This window comes from Nonomuraea sp. NPDC049625 (assembly GCF_040675285.1).
GTDB classification, from domain to species: Bacteria; Actinomycetota; Actinomycetes; order Streptosporangiales; family Streptosporangiaceae; genus Nonomuraea; species Nonomuraea angiospora_A.
In genome coordinates this window covers 140,893-156,937 of sequence record NZ_JBFAOQ010000004.1, presented here as the reverse complement: position 1 = coordinate 156,937, position 16,045 = coordinate 140,893, and the positions used below count along the sequence as shown (strand labels likewise).

At 71.9% G+C, this 16,045-nt stretch carries 15 protein-coding genes; 8 read left to right on the top strand and 7 right to left on the bottom strand.

The annotated features are described in order from the left end of the window. Positions 1-50 precede the first annotated feature (50 nt). On the bottom strand, positions 51-1,475 hold the full coding sequence (locus AB0J87_RS19155) for a vanadium-dependent haloperoxidase (RefSeq protein ID WP_363966852.1): 1,425 nt from the start codon (positions 1,473-1,475) through the stop codon (positions 51-53). 332 nt (positions 1,476-1,807) lie between these two features. On the opposite strand from AB0J87_RS19155, the gene AB0J87_RS19150 reads away from it, so the two are divergent. Beyond that, positions 1,808-4,147 (top strand): glycoside hydrolase family 3 N-terminal domain-containing protein, encoded by a 2,340-nt coding sequence (locus tag AB0J87_RS19150; protein ID WP_363966850.1) that lies wholly within the window; start codon positions 1,808-1,810, stop codon positions 4,145-4,147. Here AB0J87_RS19150 and AB0J87_RS19145 read toward each other — a convergent pair. Beyond that, a complete protein-coding gene (locus AB0J87_RS19145; protein WP_363966848.1) occupies positions 4,144-5,133 on the bottom strand; it encodes an endonuclease/exonuclease/phosphatase family protein in 990 nt (329 codons plus the stop codon). The two genes, AB0J87_RS19150 and AB0J87_RS19145, sit on opposite strands and share 4 nt — an antisense overlap. 107 nt (positions 5,134-5,240) lie before the next feature. After that, positions 5,241-5,540, bottom strand: a complete 300-nt coding sequence (locus tag AB0J87_RS19140; protein ID WP_363966846.1) for an SAM-dependent methyltransferase — start codon at positions 5,538-5,540, stop codon at positions 5,241-5,243. A gap of 88 nt (positions 5,541-5,628) precedes the next feature. Here AB0J87_RS19140 and AB0J87_RS19135 point away from each other — a divergent pair, with 88 nt between their 5' ends. Beyond that, complete coding sequence (locus AB0J87_RS19135; RefSeq protein WP_363966844.1) at positions 5,629-6,168, top strand: sigma-70 family RNA polymerase sigma factor; 540 nt, start codon at positions 5,629-5,631, stop codon at positions 6,166-6,168. Next, entirely contained in the window at positions 6,165-7,232 is a 1,068-nt protein-coding gene (locus AB0J87_RS19130; protein WP_363966842.1) for a CU044_5270 family protein, read from the top strand. The genes AB0J87_RS19135 and AB0J87_RS19130 overlap by 4 nt, the downstream gene beginning before the upstream one ends. Before the next feature lie 6 nt (positions 7,233-7,238). Here the strand turns inward: AB0J87_RS19130 and AB0J87_RS19125 are convergent, their stop codons facing one another. Both AB0J87_RS19125 and AB0J87_RS19120 read right to left on the bottom strand, forming a co-directional pair. Further along, positions 7,239-7,706, bottom strand: coding sequence for a hypothetical protein (locus tag AB0J87_RS19125; RefSeq protein ID WP_363966840.1), 468 nt, complete (start codon positions 7,704-7,706; stop codon positions 7,239-7,241). Positions 7,707-7,767: 61 nt separating this feature from the next. Further along, positions 7,768-8,520 (bottom strand): SpoIIE family protein phosphatase, encoded by a 753-nt coding sequence (locus tag AB0J87_RS19120; RefSeq protein ID WP_363966839.1) that lies wholly within the window; start codon positions 8,518-8,520, stop codon positions 7,768-7,770. A gap of 325 nt (positions 8,521-8,845) precedes the next feature. Between AB0J87_RS19120 and AB0J87_RS19115 the strand changes: the two genes are divergently transcribed. The 4 genes from AB0J87_RS19115 (at position 8,846) to AB0J87_RS19100 (ending at position 12,967) form a co-directional block, all read left to right on the top strand. Next, positions 8,846-9,955 (top strand): hypothetical protein, encoded by a 1,110-nt coding sequence (locus AB0J87_RS19115; RefSeq protein ID WP_363966837.1) that lies wholly within the window; start codon positions 8,846-8,848, stop codon positions 9,953-9,955. Positions 9,956-10,003: 48 nt separating this feature from the next. Beyond that, a complete protein-coding gene (locus AB0J87_RS19110) occupies positions 10,004-11,143 on the top strand; it encodes a hypothetical protein (RefSeq protein WP_363966835.1) in 1,140 nt (379 codons plus the stop codon). After that, on the top strand, positions 11,140-11,826 hold the full coding sequence (locus AB0J87_RS19105; protein WP_363966833.1) for a response regulator: 687 nt from the start codon (positions 11,140-11,142) through the stop codon (positions 11,824-11,826). Before AB0J87_RS19110 ends, AB0J87_RS19105 begins: the two co-directional genes overlap by 4 nt. Before the next feature lie 97 nt (positions 11,827-11,923). Then, the gene (locus AB0J87_RS19100) at positions 11,924-12,967 is read left to right on the top strand and encodes a TauD/TfdA family dioxygenase (protein WP_363966831.1); all 1,044 of its coding nucleotides are present in this window, start codon (positions 11,924-11,926) and stop codon (positions 12,965-12,967) included. Between the two features lie 9 nt (positions 12,968-12,976). Here AB0J87_RS19100 and AB0J87_RS19095 read toward each other — a convergent pair whose 3' ends face one another. Then, positions 12,977-13,567 carry a Uma2 family endonuclease gene (locus tag AB0J87_RS19095; protein WP_363966829.1) on the bottom strand — a complete coding sequence of 197 codons (591 nt, stop codon included), beginning with the start codon at positions 13,565-13,567 and terminating at the stop codon, positions 12,977-12,979. Positions 13,568-13,887: 320 nt separating this feature from the next. Here AB0J87_RS19095 and AB0J87_RS19090 point away from each other — a divergent pair, with 320 nt between their 5' ends. After that, a complete protein-coding gene (locus tag AB0J87_RS19090) occupies positions 13,888-14,556 on the top strand; it encodes a lytic polysaccharide monooxygenase (protein WP_363966827.1) in 669 nt (222 codons plus the stop codon). Between the two features lie 7 nt (positions 14,557-14,563). Here the strand turns inward: AB0J87_RS19090 and AB0J87_RS19085 are convergent, their stop codons facing one another. Further along, positions 14,564-15,727: a LacI family DNA-binding transcriptional regulator gene (locus AB0J87_RS19085; RefSeq protein ID WP_363966825.1), complete on the bottom strand. Its 1,164-nt coding sequence runs from the start codon at positions 15,725-15,727 to the stop codon at positions 14,564-14,566. Positions 15,728-16,045 lie beyond the last annotated feature (318 nt).

Genomic DNA, 16,045 nt, shown 5'->3' with positions numbered 1-16,045 from the left:
GCAGTGGAGCGGGCGCCTCCGTGGTGCCGCGTCCTGCCATGGGGCGGACGTCAGCCGCGGCCGGTCCAGTACGCCTTGGCGCGGTCCCAGGCCGCCGTGCCGACCGCGCGGCCGAGCGCGCGGCCCTGCAGGTCACCCAGGCGGAAGTGGATACCGCCGTACCGGCGCGACATCCCGGCCTCGTCGGCCGCGTCGGTGAACGTGTTCCAGCGCAACGTCACGTCCTGCGCCGGTGTCACCCCGGGCTCCACCAGCGACGAGCCCTTCGCCACCACGGCCTGCCCGCCGAACGCGTCGCCGCCGGTGAAGCGCTTGAGCACCTCGGCCGCCGCCCCGCTGAACGTGCTGTGCCCCGAGACGTACTCGGCGAACGGCGGCGTCGGGAACGTCGACACCTGGAACGGCGCCCACGTGGCCCCGTCGATCGTCCGGCCGCCCCACGTCGGGATCTGCTGCCCCTTGTACAGGAACCGGATCGCGGTGATCGGGCGGCCCGAGTCGTGGTCGCGCTTGACCTCCCACGAGGCGATCCCGGCGTCCATGACCGAGTTGGCCAGCGCGAAGAACAGCTTCACGTCCTGGTCGAGACCGTAGTGGTCGCGCGCCGAGATCTGCTGCGCGAACAGGCTCCAGTGGCCGGGCGGCGTCTCGCTGTTGGGGCCGTCGGCCCAGTATTCGGCGATCGACTTCTGCCGGTCGGTCAGCGCGGCCGTGATGGACACGATCTCGGCGGCCTGCGTGCGGAAGCCGGACGAGCCGTAGGCGTACGGTGGGGGCACGGCGTCGGCGAGGCCGCGGGCGGTGCCGCTGAAGGAGGCCACCCGGCCCCAGTGCGGCGCGAGGAACGGCGGCGTGACCGTCGCCCCGGCCCGGTTGACGAACGTCAGCGGCGCCCACCGGCCGGGATCGTTGAGCGAGGTCAGCGGGTCGGCCACCACCACGGAGGCGTTGACGGGCGCGTAGCCGGTGGTGTCGGCGTAGCCGCCGAGCTGGTTGGAGCCGTCGGTGTGGCGGTAGTCGAGCACCGCCTGGCACGCGGTGACGCCGGTCTGCGCCGGGACGCTCGACGTGTCGGCCGGGTCGTAGCCCAGGTCGGTCATCAGCGCGTCGAACGTGGCCCGCTGCGCCGGATAGAGGTCGACCGCCGCCAGGTGGGCGGCGAAGCTGACGGCCTTGGCCTTGTTCGCATCGGTGCGTTCCGCCGCGGGCCGCCGCAGCGAGCCGCCCAGCCGGGTGCCGACGGCGACCGCGTCGTAGGCGGCCCACGCGTCGTAGGCGCAGGTGTGCACGATCGCCAGCGCCCTGGCCACGAGCGGCGGCCCCAGCGTGCCGGCGCGCACCGCGGTGAGCAGCGTCTGGTTCCACCGGACGACCACGTCGGGCCCCGTGGCCTGGGCGGGTAAGGCGGGCAGGACGAGCGCGGCGGCGCTCACCAGCGCGAGCGCGGCCACGCGTAAGGATCTCAGAACGGGCAAGGCATTCCCCTCGCTGTCGGCGGCCCCGGGGGCGTCCCGGGGCATGACGACGATTCCACGCTCGAACACATTTTCGGGCTAGCCTTCCGGTGACAGTCGCCTGCCGTTGCGGTGACCCCCGCTCGATCTTCTCCGAGCGCGTCCTGGGGTGCTGACCTGGCCAGTGTGCCTGCGCGGGAGCGTGGCCGGATTTCTCGCAATTTTCCTTGATAACGCCGCAGTCCGAAAGTTTCGGCGAGCCATCGAAATATTCTTGACGGCTTTTGCGGTGGGCACCTAGAGTCCGAATTCAATGATCGGAATGAGCTTTCGAAGGTTTCAGAAGGAAGGCCATGACATCAGTGAACGCGCCGGGTCTGGCACCCTGGCGGGACAGCGCGCGGACGGTCGGCGAACGAGTCGAGTCCCTCCTCGCGGAGATGACGCTGGAGGAAAAGGTCGCGCAGCTCGGCTCCATCTGGCTGCAGAACGGGCCCGAACACGGCAACGTGGCGCCCATGCAGGACCGCTTCGACAAGGCCGAAGGGCTGGACGAGCAGCTGGCCCACGGGCTCGGGCATCTCACCCGCGTGTACGGCACCGCGCCGCTGTCCGCCGCCGAAGGCGCGGCCCGGCTGCGCAAGCTCCAGGAGCTGGTGGTCACGTCGAACCGGCTCGGCATCCCGGCCATCGCCCACGAGGAGTGCCTGACCGGGTTCGCGACGTTCGGGGCGACCGCGTACCCGACCCCGCTGGCCTGGGCGGCCACGTTCGACCCGGAGCTCGTCGAGCGCATGGCCGCGGCCATCGGCGCCGACCTGCGGGCCGCGGGCGTGCACCAGGGCCTGTCGCCGGTGCTCGACGTCGTACGCGACTACCGCTGGGGGCGGGTCGAGGAGTCCCTGGGCGAGGACCCGTACCTGGTGGGCCGGATCGGCACGGCCTACGTGCGCGGCCTCGAAGGCGCCGGGATCATCGCCACCCTGAAGCACTTCGCCGGGTACGGGGCCTCGCGGGCGGCCCGCAACCACGCCCCCGTCAGCATCGGGCCGCGCGAGCTCGCCGACGTGATCCTCCCGCCGTTCGAGGTCGCGCTGCACGAGGGCGGCGCGCGTTCGGTGATGTGCTCCTACACCGACCTCGACGGCGTGCCGGTCGGGGCGAGCGCGGACCTGCTGCGGCGGCTGCTGCGGGATGAGCTGGGGTTCGACGGGACCGTGGTGTCCGACTACTGGTCCGTCCCGTTCCTCGCCTCCACGCACCGGGTGGCCGAGGACGACGCCGCGGCCGGGGAGGTGGCGCTGCGGGCGGGCGTCGACGTGGAGCTGCCCGAGACGGTGTCGTACGGCGCGCACCTGGTCGCGAAGGTCCGCGCGGGCCACGTCGAGGAGGCGCTGGTCGACGAGTCGGTACGCCGGGTCCTGCGCCAGAAGATCGAGCTCGGCCTGCTGGACGGCGGCCCGCTCGTCCCGGACGGCGCGGACGACGTCGATCTGGACAGCCCGCGCAACCGCGGGATAGCCGCCGAGATCGCGGAACGTTCCATCGTGCTCCTGAGCAACCCCGACGGCCTGCTGCCGATCGGCCCCGGCACGACCGCCCGGCTCGCCGTCATCGGGCCGTGCGCCGACGACCCGCGCACCCTCATGGGCTGCTACGCCTTCCCCAACCACGTGCTCGACCGCTATCCGGAGCACGGCATGGGCCTGCCCATCCCGTCCATCAGGGAGAGCCTCGCGCTGGAGTTCCCCTACGCCGAGGTGCGCCACTGCCTCGGCGCCGAGGTGTCGGGCGACGACGCGTCGGGGATCCCCGGGGCCGCCGAGGTCGCGGCCGAGGCGGATCTCGCGCTCGTGTTCGTCGGCGACCGGGCCGGGCTGTTCGGCGGCGGCACGTCGGGCGAGGGCTGCGACGTGGCCGATCTGCGGCTGCCGGGACTCCAGCCCGACCTGGTCGAGGCGGTCCTCGCGACCGGCACGCCGACCGTGCTCGTCGTGGTCTCCGGCCGGCCGTACGCGCTCGGCGCCTACAAGGATCGGGTGGCCGCGCTGATCCAGGCGTTCTTCCCCGGCGTGGAGGGCGCGGCCGCGGTGGCGGGCGTGCTGAGCGGGCGGGTCAACCCGTCGGGGCGGCTGCCGGTGCAGATCCCCGGCACGCCGCCGATCAGCCCGTCCACCTACCTCCAGCCGCCCCTGGGGAGGAGGGCGGAGGGCATCACGGTGCTGGACCCCACTCCGGCGTACGCGTTCGGGCACGGCCTGTCGTACTCGGCCGTCGAGTACGTGGCCATGACGACGGACGCGGCCGAGTGCCCCACCGACGGCTCGGTCGAGGCCCTGGTGAAGGTGCGCAACACCGGTGCCAGGCCGGCGGAGGAGGTCGTGCAGCTCTACGCCTCCGACCCGGTCGCGCAGGTCGCCAGGCCCGTCGTGCAGCTCATCGGGTTCGCCAGGGTGGCGCTGGAGCCGGGGGAGGAGCGGGCGGTGGCGTTCGGCGTGCCCGCGGACGCGTTCTCGTACACCGGTCCCGACCTGCGGCGCATCGTCGAGCCTGGGACGATCGTGCTGTCCGCCGGGCCCTCCGCCGAGGACCTGCCGCTGCGGGCCGCCGTCCGGCTCACCGGCGAGACCGTCGTGCTCGGCTCGAAACGGCGGCTCACCACCCACGAGACGCCGGCCCGCCGAGCCGGTTAGGGCAGGCGCAGCTCGGCGAAGACGCCGCGGTGGTCGGTCCTGGGCACGTCCACGATCTCGACCCGGTTCACGGCCACCCGCCGGTCGGCCAGCACGTGGTCGATGGAGATGACGGGCGGCACGGCCCGGCCGTTCGGCCAGGTCGGGATCAGGCCCTTGCCCACCTGGTCGGCCGCGTCCACGTAACCGCGGTCGAGCAGGTCGCGGAAGGCGCGGTGGTCGAGGCTGGCGTTGAAGTCGCCGGCCAGCACCCGGATCGCCGACGGCGAGGCCGGGGGGAGCGCGCGCAGGGAGGCCTTCCACTCCGCCTCCATGCGCCCGAGCGGCGGATTGGGGTGGATGGCCACGAACTCGACCTTGCCGCCGCCGGGCAGCGCCACGGTGGCGGCGGGCATGTTGTGGCCGATCGGGGTGAACAGGCCGGTCAGCTCCGTCACCGGATGCTTGGAGAAGATGCCGCTGCCGGTGGCGCCGAAGTCGGCCTGCAGCACCCGGTAAGGCAGGAGCTGCTTCAGCCCGGCCGCGTCCAGGCGCTCGACCTCGGCCGGGGTGAGCTCCAGGGCGCTGAACACCTCGACGTCGAACCTGCGTACCAGGTCGACGACGGTCTGCGCGTCACCGCGGCCGAACAGGTTGACCGACAGCACCCGCAGCGGCGCGCCCTTCGCGGGCGGCTGCTCGGCGCTGAAGGCCCGCGGCGTCACGACCGACACCAGCACCGCGCAGACGAGCGCCGCGGCGAGCGCGGCCGGGCGGTTGCGCCTGAGCAGGGACAGGATCGCGGTCAGCGCCGCCAGCCCGGCCCCGATGGGGGTCACGGTCATGAGCTGGGTCACGAACGAGCCGCCCTCCATGCCGGCGACCCTGATGACGGCCCACAGGGCCAGCAGCGCGACGACCGTCCACGCGAGCCACCGCCTGCGCCGCTTCCCGGGAGCAGGGGAGCCGCCCGCCGTGGCCCGCCCGGTCTCCACCGTTGTGCTCACACTCCGCCGTCCCGTCCGCGCGTCGTTCCGCTGCTTGAACCTTAAACCGCCTTGCGGCGGCTCGCGCCGGGTCCACAGCTCGCTCTCAGGTTCGGCGTCGGCGGAGGTCAGCGCTTGTGGCCCACCCCGGCGTACCTCCAGGTCGCCGGGTCGGCGAAGAGCGGCGGGTGGTGCCACTCCGAGACCGCCACGAGCCCCGGCTCCACCAGGTCGAACCCGTCGAAGCAGCGGGTGATCTGCTCGCCCGTCCTGGGCGTCCGGCGCCTGCGCGACCTCGTGGGTGTTGCCCTGGGTCGGGATGCCCGTGCCGAGGTCCGGCGGTCGGCCTCGAAGTCGTCCTTGCCGCCCAGCCAGGAGTCGCGGGCCGAATGCGGGACATCGGGGTTGATGCCGTGCGGTACGGTCACGCTCACGATCTTGAGCCGGGGATGTAAGAAACCCTTCCTTCGGACCACATACGCCATGAAAGACGTGTTCCCGACCGAAGGAACGGGCTTGCCCAACCGACATGAGCGCTTCACCGTGCTCTACAACACCTACCAAGCGCGGGTGTACGGCTATGCGGCCGGCCGAGCCGGGCACCAACTCGCGGAGGAAGTGGTCAGCGAGACCTTCCTGGTCGCCTGGCGGCGTCTCGACGACATCCCCGACCAGGTACAGCTGCAATGGCTCTTCCGCGTCGCCCGCAACATCCTGCGCGACAACTTCCGGCAGGCCGCCCGCCGCGAATCCCTGGAGGCCGAGCTGCGCACGTGGATCACGGAGGCCGTCGCCGACGTGGGCGAACACGCCACCGAGCGGCTCACCGTGCTCCGCGCGCTGGCCACCCTGTCCGACGACGACAAGGAGATCCTGACCCTGACCACCTGGCACGGCCTGTCCACCGCCGAAGCGGCCCAGGTGCTGGGCTGCACCAGAGCCGCCTTCTTCGTCCGGCTGCATCGGGCGCGCCGCCGGCTGCGGTCGGCGATCGACGCCGCGGACACCGCCACATCCCGAAAGCCCGTGACCGTTCCAGGGAGGGGACCCCGATGAGCCGTAAGCCCGACCCGATGCGCCTGCTCACCATGGCGCGACCGGCCTCGCTGGACCGCGGATCGAGCGTGTCCGCCGACGACCTGCTGGTCAAGGCGGCCGCCGAGGCGCCGGCAGAGCCCGGCCGCAGGCGGCCGCGCCTCTTGACCGCCTTCCGGCTCGCCTCCGTCGCGACGGCCGTCGCGGTCGCGGCCGTCGTCCTGGTCCGGAGCGAGGGCGCTACGCCTTCCCTGGAGCCCGCCCGTACGGTGCTGCTCGCCGCCGCGGCTCGGATCGAGACCGCGAACCCGGCGACCGGCCGCTACTGGCACACCATCGGTCAGAGCATGGCTGTCGGTGCGGAAGGACAGGCGCCCGCCGGCATGGAGCCTCGATTGGTCAACTACCGGGTCACGTGCACCCATGAGGTCTGGATGGCGAAGTCGGGTCGGGATCCCAGCTGGCTCGTGGTCACCGCCCAGTCAGGGAAGCCGCTCACCGAGGCCGACGAGGAGACCTGGCGGCGGCAGGGAGCGTACCGGCTCGGCGGTTGCGAGGGGCCCGGCGTTCCCGGCGTGGGAGGTGTGGTGCCGTCGCCGCCGTTCGCCGTACGGCTCGACGACGAGCTCGCTCCTGAAGTCTCCTATCCCCAGGTGGGATCCACCCACGTCACCACGAAGGAGGTCATGAACCTGCCGACCGACGTGGCGAAGCTCCGGCAGGTGCTCCAGGGGTGGACCCGGAGAAGTGGTCAGCGGGCCGACGACGAGTCCCTGTACACGCAGGCCACCAGCCTGCTCTCGCAACTTCCGACGACTCCCCGGCTGCGGGCCGCGCTCTACCGCGTGCTGGCGGATGTGCCGCGAATGCGGAACACCGGAGCGACCACCGACCCGATCGGACGCGCCGGGACGGGCATCGAGCTGTCGGGCAGCGGCCGGCGGATCGTCATCGACGAGACCTCGGGCCGGCTGCTGGCCGCGGAGGAACGGGACGCGCGTGCACTGACCTCGTGGACGGCCCTGACCGCGTCCGGCTGGACGGACACGAGACCGGCGCTTCCGACCAGGATCATCGGCCCATGAGCGCGGCTATGAGGCCAGCAGGTCGAAGTGGAAACCGATCAAGAACAGCCCCAGGGACATCCACCGCGCCGCCGGAGCGAACTTGGGATGCTGAAGCGCGTAGCCGATGACGCCCGCCAGCCCGCCGCTCACGTTGCCGACCGCCAGCACGAGCCCGTACCGCAGCTGGGAGTCATTGCCCATCGGCCCGGTGACGACGACCGTGAACGCCGCCGCGATCATCCCTGCGAAAAGGCCGACGACGAACGGGCGCACGGTGATCCGGGCGGCCATGAACCCCACCAGGCGTTCACCGTACCGGGCGAGCTTCTCCACCCCGACCAGGTCGATGATGACCACGGTGCCGGCGACGAACGAGAGGATCTTTCCTGTGCGTCCCCACCACAGCATCGGGACGCCGAACAGGTCGGAGCCGATGGTGGGCCTGCCCTGGAGCCACAGCTGCCACGCGTCGAAGTAGCTGATGTCCGCCACAACCGGAGCGTAGAAGCCTCCGGGACCTCTGCCTAGCCGGATCCCGGCCCGCGCGGGCGTCTCAGGCGGTGGCGTAGTCGGCGATGATCACCGTGGCGTCGTCCTTGGGGTCGGCCGCGGCCATCTCGTCGTACAGCCGGTCCAGGCACGCGCTCGGCGACATCCCCCCGGTGACCAGCTCCTTCATGCGCGCCGCCCCCAGCGCCCTGATCGCGCCGCTCGTGACGACCACGACGCGGTCGCCAGGACGGAGCGGAACGGCTCCGACCTCGGGGTTGAGCTCTGAGGGTAAGCCGATCCCGCGTAACGGCGGGCCGTCGCCGAAGGAGTGCGACGTGGTGAGCTGCTGGGGTCGCCCGCCCTTCGGGCAGTGCCAGATCGCGCCGTCGCCGACGTGCGCGAAGCGCAGGCGCGGGCTCTCGCCCGGTTCGAGGACGATCACGTCCAGGCTGGTGACCAGGGCGGACCCCGCGCCGCCGCGCAGGGACGCGGTCCGCACGGCGCGATGCGCCGCCTGCGCGCACTCGTCCAGGTTCTCCTGGTACTTCGGCCTGGCGCCGACCACGGCGCCCAGGGCCAGGGCCGCGGCCGTGTGGGCCGCCCCGCCGCCGGCCGCGCCGCGGGCCGCCGCGACCAGCCGCTCCTGGATGACGTACGCGTCCGACGGCCGCCCGCGCGAGCCCTCGTACGTGCCCCCCACCGCCACCAGGCGCGGCCGGGCCACCGGCATGCCGGGCGGCCAGTTCCCCCGGCGGCCGCGGGCCGTCATCACCGACAGGCAGCCGACCAGGATCGAGATCACCAGCAAGGTCATGAGGTCCCCTCTCGTCGCATCGTCGCGACCCGCAGCCCAGTACACGCGCTGCCGAGCGGACGCGACTGACGGCTGATCGGCCGTCGTAGCGAATGACGGCCGATCAGCCGTCGTGCCGCGGGACGCGCGGGGAGCGAGGGTGCGGAGAGGCGGTCAACACCGCGAGCAGAGCCGGCACGAGGGAAATGACGATGCGATCCATGTCTCCACCCGGCGCCACAGAGACGCTCTTACGTTATTGTGAAGCCCGTCTTGTGCTGTCATCGCGAGCGGGCGGCTCATGTCTCTCCCCGGTTCCACGAGATACGACTCCGCGACCAGGCACATGGAGCGGACCATCGCGCGCACCGGTGCGGGGGCACGGGGTGTGGTGGGGTTCGTGGCGATCGTCGCCGCGACCCTCGGCGCCGTTCCACCGGTGTCCGTCGCGTGGCTGGCGCCCGCGCTCGCGGTCGACCTGGTGTGGACAGGGCTGTTCCTGTGGGTGGCCTGGCGCGGCCGGCGGCTTCCGGCCTGGCTGGTGGCCGGTGACGCGGTCATCACCGTCGCCCTCTGCCTCGCGCAGGGCCATCTCGTCGGCGGGGCCGCGCTCGAGGGCGGGTCGAGCTGGATCGCGGGGCTGGTGACGATGACCATCGTCGTATCGGGGGTCACGTGGCGGCCGTGGGTGGCCGTGTCCGTCGGGCTCGTCGTGGCGGGGGCGTACCTGGCCGGGATGCGGCTGGCGGCCCCGGACCAGGAGGTGGCCGGGACGCTGGGGATCCACCTCGTGCAGATCCTCTGCATCGCGCTGCTGATGACGCTGCTGCGCCGCTCCGCCGCCTCGGCGGACGCGTTCCTGCGGGAGAGCGCGCGCGCCGAGATCGCGCTCATCGTCGAGCGGCTGCGCCGCGAGGACGAGCTGCGCCAGGTCGGCAGCGTCCACGAGACGTCGCTGCACACGCTGACGATGGTCGGGCTGGGCACGTACGACAAGCCCTCGCCCACCCTGCGCCGGCAGGCGGTGGCCGACCTGGCGGCGCTGGAGAAGCTGCGCGACCGGCCGAGCGCCGAGTCCGCGCCCATCGCCCTGGACGCCCTGCTCGACGAGGTGGCCGGCCGGGTGACGGGGCTGGACGTCCGCAGGCGGCTGACGCCGGAGACGGTGCCGGGGGAGGTCGCGGAGCGGTTCGCCCGCGCGGTCACCGAGGCGCTGGCGAACGTGGCGCTGCACGCCGGGGTGCGCGAGGCCGAGCTGGTCTCCAGCCGGTCCGACGGCGAGATCAGGGTGGAGGTCGCGGACGCGGGAGGCGGCTTCGACATGGAACGGGTGCCGTCCGACCGGTTCGGCGTGCGCGGGTCGATCCTCGACACGATGCGCTCGCTCCCGAACGCGGGCGCCGACATCCGGTCCGGCGACCAGGGCACCCGGGTGAGCCTGTGGTGGCGGCCATGACCGGCGGCATCTGCGGCCCGGGGGCAGCTCGCGGCGTTGGGGGCGGCCATGACCGATGACATCGAAGAGGTGGCGCAGCGGTACGCCCGCTACACCGCGATCGGCGCGGTCGTGATCACGGCGGTCTGGCACACCGGCTACGACCTCACCGTCACCGTCTCGGGCTGGCCGGCCTTCCGCTGGCCGTGGCTGGTGGCGGTGGCCTGGATCGCCTACACGGCGGTCGTCGTGATCGCGGCGCGATCGCTGGTCACGGCGTTCGAGGGGCCGGCCAGGGCCCGCGTGCTGGCCGCCGTCGTGCTGGCCGCGGACATCGCGGTGATCGTGTCCTGCCGCCCCGAGGACCTGCTCGGCCCCAGCGACTGGGGGTGGGGTTCGGTGGGCTGGGTCGGCGTCCTGCTCCTGTGGAACCGGCCGGCCTGGCGGCGCGAGCTGATCGCGTTCCTCGCGCTCAACGCCGGGATCATGCTGACGGCGATGATCGTGACGGGGACCGACGACCGGGTCTCCATCGCCAAATACCTCATGGTCATGGTGGGGAGCATCACGCTCCAGCTCGGCTACGCGGCGGGCTGCCACACGCTGCGCGTCCGCGCCGAGGACGCCGCGCTGCTGGCCCGCCGGCTGGCCGCCGACGACGCCTGGCGGGAGTCCGCCCAGCGCATCCACGCCGACCGGATCCGCCGTTACGCCGCGATCCGTGACGTGGCGGAGTCGCTGCTCGACCAGCTCGCCGACGGGGCCGACCCGGGGGATCCCCGCGTACGCGAGGACTGCACGGCCGGGGCCATGCGGCTGCGGCGGCTCATCACGGAGCGGGAGGACGTACCGGACGAGCTGGTTTCGGTGCTGCGCGAGCGCATCGACGCGGCCGAGCGGCGCCAGGTCCTGGTGACGGCGCCGCCGTTCGGGGAGCGCATGCCCGCGCTGCCGGACGGCGTACGGGAGGATCTGCTCAGAGCACCCGTACGGGCGCTGGACGGGGCGAGATCGCGGGCCAGGGTCACGGTGTCCGCGATGTCCACAATGGTGAGCGTGGCCGTCGTGGCCGACAACGACGACCTGCCCGTCAGCGCCACCCCGGTACGGGAGCCGAGCGGGGTCGTCGTCACCTATCAGCGGCAGGGAGGGGAGGTATGGGTCAACAGCATCTGGGAGGGCCCGCCGGCGGAGCGGCGGGACGCGTGACGGTCGCCCTGGTGGAGGACCATCAGGTGGTGGTGGACGGCGTGAGGTCGTGGTTCGGGCCGCCGAGCCCGGTGGAGCTGGTCGCGCAGGGGCCGACCATCGAGTCCGTACGGGGCGTGCAGGCCGACGTGCTCCTGCTGGATCTCAACCTCAACGGCACCATGGTCGTGGACCGGGTCGCCGAGCTGTGCGCGGGCGGCCAGCGGGTCATCGTCTTCTCCGAGCACGAGGAGCCGGAGACGGTGCGCGCGGTGCTGGACGCGGGGGCGTCGGCGTTCATCGGCAAGGGCCGGGCCACCCGGGAGTCCTGCCTGGAGACCATCCTGGAGGTGGCGGCCGACCGGCCGTCCGTCACGCCGCCCATGGCCCAGGCGATCGCCACGGACGAGGGCCCGCACCGGCCGCAGCTGTCCGACAAGGAGCGGGCGGCGCTGCTTTTCTGGTTCCAGTCGATGTCGAAGGCGTCGGTGGCGGCCAGGATGGGCATCAAGGAGCGCACCGTGCGCCAGTACATCGACCGCGCCAGGGTCAAGTACGCCGCCGCCGGCCGCCCCGCGCCGACCAAGGAGAAACTCCTCATCTGCGCCATCCAGGACGGGCTGGTCCAGCCGGACGAGGTGACCGTCTACACCTCACTGGCAGCCCGGGCGGCGACGCCGTCCGAGGAGTTCCGCCCTGGGTGAAGACGTTATGCCGTGGGCGATGCGGGGCTGCCTGGGCCGATCCGGAAGGGCAAGGTGATTCTCGAACGGTCTGCCGATCGAGAGGTGGTGTCACGCCATGGCGGTGGCGGAGGTGCTGGGCCCGGGGGAGTGGCTGGGGTCGGAGCTGAGAGGCGACGACAGCTGGCGGATCCGGCTCACGGAGGCGCACCGGCAGGAGGTGCTCGCCGCCGTGCAAGCGGCGGGGAGTGAGGTCACGGAGGCACGCCGGCACGAAGCGCAAGCGGCGGGGAGTGAGGTCACGGAGGCGCACCGGCGGGAAGTGCACGCGGCGGGGAGCGAGGTCACGGAGGCGCGCCGGCAGGAAGTGCTTGCGGCGGGGAGCGAGGTGTCGCGAGAGAGCTTCCGGCTGCCGACGCTCGGCCCCGTCCTGCGCCGGGTGCGCGACGAGCTCACGCACGGCCGCGGCTTCGCGCTGATCCAGGGGGTGCCCGTCGAAGGGCTGAGCGAGCGCCAGTGCGAGACGGCCGCCCTCGGCCTCGCCTCCCACGTGGGCGGCATCGTCCCGCAGCCCCCGGAGGGAGCGCCGCTGATGCACGTACGCGACACCGGCGCCGACCCGTCCCATGCGCGGACCAAGAGCTACCAGCACAGCGGCCGGCTCGGCTACCACAGCGACCCGACCGACGTCGTGGCCCTCCTCTGCGTCCGCCCGGCGAAATCCGGCGGCCTCAGCGCCGTCGTCAGCTCCGTGGCGGTGCACAACGAGGTCGTGCGCACCCGGCCTGACCTGGCCGAGGTCCTCTACGAGCCATGGTGGCACGACCGCCGCACCGGCGACGGCCCCGACAGTTTCTACACCAAGCCGATCTGCGCGGCTCGCCCTGAGGGCGGGGTGTCCATCGCGTACGGCCCCGACTACCTACGCTCCGCCCAGCGCGGCGCCACCGTGCCGCCCTTCACCCGGGCGCAGGAGGAGGCCATGTCCCTCCTCGACGACCTGACCAACGACCCCCGCTTCACGCTCACCATGGATTTCCGGCCGGGCGACCTGCAGTTCCTCAACAACCACGTGACCTTGCACAGCCGCACCGCCTACGAGGACCACCCGGACCCCTCCCGCCGCCGCCACCTACTCCGCCTCTGGCTCACGACGGGATGAGATAAGGGGTCAGCGTCGTGGGCGCTCCAGATCGGCAGGATCGAACACGAGATCGGCAGGATCGAAATTGACGGGGAAAGGTCTCGTCACGTTCGCAACGGCACCTGCTTTGTAGGCGGTCGGCGGGTCGTAGCTGGCGCCGTTGAGTTCGTAGGCGTAGAGCGTCGGCCCTTCATCCAACTCGATTCGCCAATAGCTGGGGATGCCCGCCGCTGCGTATGCATCGGTCTTGAGGCCCCTGTCCCTACTCTTGGTGCTCGGGCTGACAACCTCCACCGCAAGCAGGAGTTCTTCCGGCGAGTACATGAGCTGATCGGTGCCTGCAGGCACGATGACAAGGTCAGGTATGTAGTAGTCCTTGTCGGAGACGCGGAGATTGACGGTTGCCAGGGGCTCCAGCTCGGGCGGCGTAGCATCGTCGAGGATGCGCTGCAGCCGATAGATGGCGCGCTGGTGGGGAGATGTGGGGGAAGGGCTCACCAGTAGGCTTCCGTTGAAGAGCTCGTAGCGGTTCCCGTCGTCGGGGAACTCGAGCAGGTCGTCGACAGTGAACGGCGCACTGGGAAATGCCGTGCGTCCCGCCGGTTCGATCGTCGCCATTGCGGTCACCCACCAAGTATCGGGAACCTTGCCCTCGCCCACATGCTACTTCCCCAAATCTCATCACTTTAAGTTTTGACGCAGTCACGTATTGATACATCACCTCCGGACCGGACAAAAGCTGAAAGTTTCAGTCAATCTGGCGGCTTTGTGGGAAAGCCCTTTCCGCTGCTCATCCGGCACGCCGACCTGGGTGTGCGGAGCGATGACCATGAGCTGACATAGCCCGTCATTTGTGTGGACTTGTGGGGTCAGATACGGTCGCCTCGCGGAGCGCTCCCCTTCCCGGAATCCCCCGACCGGAACACGGAGATCGCACTATGCCCCAAGCCGGACCCCACCGCTGGGCGCGGCGCGCCCTCGCGGTGCTGCTGACAACGGCGATGATCTTCGCCGTCCCCCTGGCCGAGTCCGCCTCGGCACACGGCTCGGTCGTCGACCCCGCCTCCCGCAACTACGGCTGCTGGCTGCGCTGGGGCAACGACTTCCAGAACCCAGCCATGCAGCAGCAGGACCCCATGTGCTGGCAGGCGTGGCAGGACAACACCAACGCCATGTGGAACTGGAACGGCCTCTACCGCAACGGGGTCGCCGGCAACCATGAGGCGGTCATCCCCAACGGCCAGCTGTGCAGCGCCGGCCTGACCGAAGGCGGCCGCTACCGCTCCATGGACAAGCCAGGGGCCTGGACGATGGCGAACCTCACCGGCAGCACCTTCAACATCCGTCTGAACGACCAGGCCAGGCACGGTGCGGACTACATCAGGGTCTACATCACCCGCCAGGGCTACAACGCCCTCACCACGCCCCTGGGCTGGAACAACCTGGAGCTGGTCCGCACGACCCCCAAGTACGCGCCCGGTGACGTGTACATGATCAACAACATCAGCAAGGGCTCGCGCACCGGCCGTCACGTGATCTACACGATCTGGCAGGCCTCGCACATGGACCAGTCGTTCTACTTCTGCAGCGACGTCAACTTCGGCTGAGCCGCTGCTACGGGCGGGGGCGGGTCGAGGCGCGGATGGAGAGCTCTATCGGGTGTACACGCTCCGTGCCCAGGGGCGCGGCCCCGGACAGCAGCTCGAACAGCAACTCCGCGCAGCTCGCCCCCGCCTCCTTCGGTCGCAGGTCGATCGCGGTGATCGGCGGATCGGACTGGCGGGTGGCGGCGCTGTCGACGCATGAGGCGAGCAGCACGTTCACGCCTGCCTCCCGCAGCAGCGGCGCCACCTCGGTCGCCGCCCCGGCCGGTGCGCACACCAGGGCATCCAAAGGCCCGTCCCCGCCCCGCCCCAAGACCGCCTCGCCCCGCCCCTGACCGTCGTCCCGCCTGACGGACCAGCCTTCACCCCGCCCGGCCCCCCGGTCGGTGGAGCGGTCGTCGTCCTGTTCAGCCCCTAGGTCGGCGCCTCGGCCGGAGCCCCCGGCGGTGTCGAGGAGGGCGCGGGCGGCGGCGCGGACCTCGTCGCCCGAGGCGTCGAAGGACACCCGTCGCACCAGCGGCACCACCCCGTGTGCCGTGCACCACTCCAGGTAGCCCCGGTGCACGCTGGCCGCCCAGTCGCTCTCGTCCCCGGCCACGATGAGTGCCGGTCGTGACGCGCCCGACTCGCGCAGGTGGTCGAGGAGGCGGCCCAGCATCGAGGCGTGTTCCGACCACACCACGCCGTCCGCCTGCCGGGAGCCGGGGAAGCGTTCGCACGAGACCGTCGGCAGGCCCGTCGCCATCAGGCTCTCCACCACGGGGTCGCCTCCCAGCGGGTCCCCGAGCACGAGGCCGTCCACGCGCGGCGGCCGTGAGCGGCGCTGGCCGGACGTGATCAGCGTGACGTCGTAGTCGTGCCGCGCCGCCTGCTCCACCACGCCGAACACGAACGACATGTAGTAGGAGGAGCGGGTCAGGACCTCGGGAACGTGCAGGCCGATGGTGCCGGTGCTGGCCTTGCGCAGGTGCCTGGCCGAGCCGTTGGGCACGTAGCCGAGCCGCTCGGCGACCTGCGCGACCGCCTCCCGGGTGCGTTCGGAGACCCGCCCGGAGCCGCGCAGCGCGTCGGAGGCCGTCGTCTTCGACACCCCCGCCTCCCTGGCGACGGTGAGGATCGTGACCGGCTCCTCCGTGCGCACGCCTGCCCGCTCGCGCCCCTCGTCTGCTCGCACGCCCCGATGCTAGCGGCCCTGATCGCCCACTTCCGCCGAGCGAGCCGCCGCGCCCCCACCGGACCGCCCGACGGTCTCCGCGTCTCGCGCGCGGCGGGACCCTCCGGCGGTTCGGCGTTTCCAGTGTGACGGGGGTTCTTCGGTGGCCTCGGTGTTTCCCGTGTGGCCAGTCCGTCCGGCGGTCTGCGCGTTTCACGGGTGGTGGGGCCGTCCGGCGGTCTGCGCGTCTCGCGCGCAGCGGGGCCCTCCGGTGGTTCGGCGTTCCCAGTGTGGTGGGGCTTCCGGCGGTCTGCGCGTCTCACGAGGTGCAAGGGCCGT